General features: G+C 66.0%; 3 protein-coding genes. 1 reads left to right on the top strand and 2 read right to left on the bottom strand.

The window, feature by feature from the left end; genetic code table 11:
* Positions 1–110: 110 nt before the first annotated feature.
* Positions 111–332, bottom strand: coding sequence for a hypothetical protein (locus tag JCM19049_RS12945; RefSeq protein WP_054821788.1), 222 nt, complete (start codon positions 330–332; stop codon positions 111–113).
* A gap of 210 nt (positions 333–542) precedes the next feature.
* On the bottom strand, positions 543–956 hold the full coding sequence (locus JCM19049_RS12950; RefSeq protein ID WP_054821789.1) for an NUDIX hydrolase: 414 nt from the start codon (positions 954–956) through the stop codon (positions 543–545).
* Between the two features lie 251 nt (positions 957–1,207).
* On the opposite strand from JCM19049_RS12950, the gene JCM19049_RS12955 reads away from it, so the two are divergent.
* Positions 1,208–1,714 carry an Lrp/AsnC family transcriptional regulator gene (locus tag JCM19049_RS12955; protein WP_054821790.1) on the top strand — a complete coding sequence of 169 codons (507 nt, stop codon included), beginning with the start codon at positions 1,208–1,210 and terminating at the stop codon, positions 1,712–1,714.
* The last annotated feature ends 171 nt before the right edge of the window (positions 1,715–1,885 follow it).

The following is a 1,885-nucleotide window of genomic DNA, read 5'->3' on the forward strand; positions in this document are numbered from 1 at the left end:
GCGCAGCAGGGTGGCCGAGGCCTGCGGGGCGGCGAGCTTCAGGGACGGGCACTTCTGGGCCAGCTCCTTGTAGTCCTCCACGTCCTGCAGGGCCAGCTGCGCCCGGCTCATCACCAGCACCGAACCCAGGTCCCGGGGCTGGCATCCAGGGCGCGGACATTTTCGGGTAGGGCGCCGGCGATCATCTTGGCGCTTTGCTCTCGGCTGAGCACCGCGCTGTCGGTGTTCTTCGTATCCGGCCTGGCCGGGGCCACTTGGTGGGCGGCGGTGCCGGCGCTGGTGATCACCAGGTAGGCCTGCCCGGCCAGGACCTGAGCGGCCGGGTCCGCCACCGGGTCCAGCAGCGTGACCTGGTAGCTTCTGCTCCAGCTGGTCGGCGTAGATGGCCCCCAGCGCCCGGTAGGTGGGCTCGGAGTGGGTGGCCATGCGCAATTCGACCGCTTCGGTGGGCGGTGCGGGGTCTTGGGGGTTGCCGGTGCAGGCGCTGAGACCCAGGACCAGCACCGCGCCGGTGCAGAGGACCGGCAACACTTTGCGACGTTTCATACTTCCCTTAGCCTATGCCACGACCCGGTGTTTGGCCGGGTCACACGCTGTGTTCTAGTACAGGCGCAGCTCCTGTCGACGCGTTCAATGCGCGGCAGCTTGCTGATTTCCTCGCGGGTGAACCATTCGGCGCGGCTGGTGCTGCCGCCGACCTCGTGGCGCAGCGACCCGCCGCCGATGCTGGCCCGGTAGACAATCGCCACGGTCTGCATGGCGTGCGCGGTCTGCACATAGCGTTTGGCGGCCGGAATCACCCCGGTGGAGGCATCGAGCAGGACCAGGTCCTTCACGTGATAGCCGGTCTCCTCAAAGACCTCGCGCGCCGCGCCCTGCTCAAGGTCCTCCCCCAGTTCAATTCCCCCGCCGGGCAGTGACCAGCGCGGCATGAAATGGGTGTCACGGTGACGCATGTCCCACAGGTCAGCAGGAAACGGCCCTCCGATTCCACCAGGCAGTAGGCGGCCAGCCGGGTGTCGTAGAGCTCGCCGGTGAATTCTGATTGTCGCGTCATAGGTTCAAATATAGTGATCCGCCACCCTGGTTTTCCTCCGGCGCACCCGCAACGTTTAAGCGCATTGGATCCTGGGGCCGGCAGCCGAGCCGGGCAGCTGGCGGCTGGCCGGTGGATTCCGGGGAAGCGGGAATGTGATGAAATGTTGCTATGTCTTCGCACTCCGATTCGCACCCGAACACCGAACTTGATGAGATTGACCGAATTATCATCGATGAGTTGGTCGGCAATGCGCGCATCTCCAATGCCACACTGGCCCAGCGGGCCGGCATCGCCCCGTCCACGGCGCTGCTGCGCACCCGTTCGCTGGTGGAGCGCGGCATCATCACCGGATACCACGCGGAGATTTCCCTCACCGCGGTCGGCCGCACCGTGCAGGCGCTGATTTCGGTGAAGTTGCGGGCCCATGATCGGGAGAAGATTGACCGCTTCCGTGAACGCATCCCGCAGCTTCCCGAGGTGCTGTCCATGTTCCACGTCTCCGGCGGCACCGACTACCTGCTGCACATTGCGGTGCGCTCCACCGAGGAATTGCGGGACTGGGTGCTGGATAACCTGGCCACGGACGAGTCGGTGGGCCACACGGAAACCACGCTGGTCTTTGGCCACCACAAGGGCAGCGGCGGGCCGCTGCTGGGTGAGGACGAACAGCTGTAGCAGTACACCGGCTAAAACCTGCGACAACGGGCTGGGAACCAGTGGTTCCCAGCCGTTGCTGTGTCGTGGTGCGGTGAAGTGCTAGGCCCGGCGGCGCTGCAGCACCGCGTCCAGGTTCAGCCGCTGCTTCGATCCTCGGCCTCGGTCTTCGCCTTGGGCGCCGGGGCGGCC

This window comes from Arthrobacter sp. JCM 19049 (assembly GCF_001310435.1).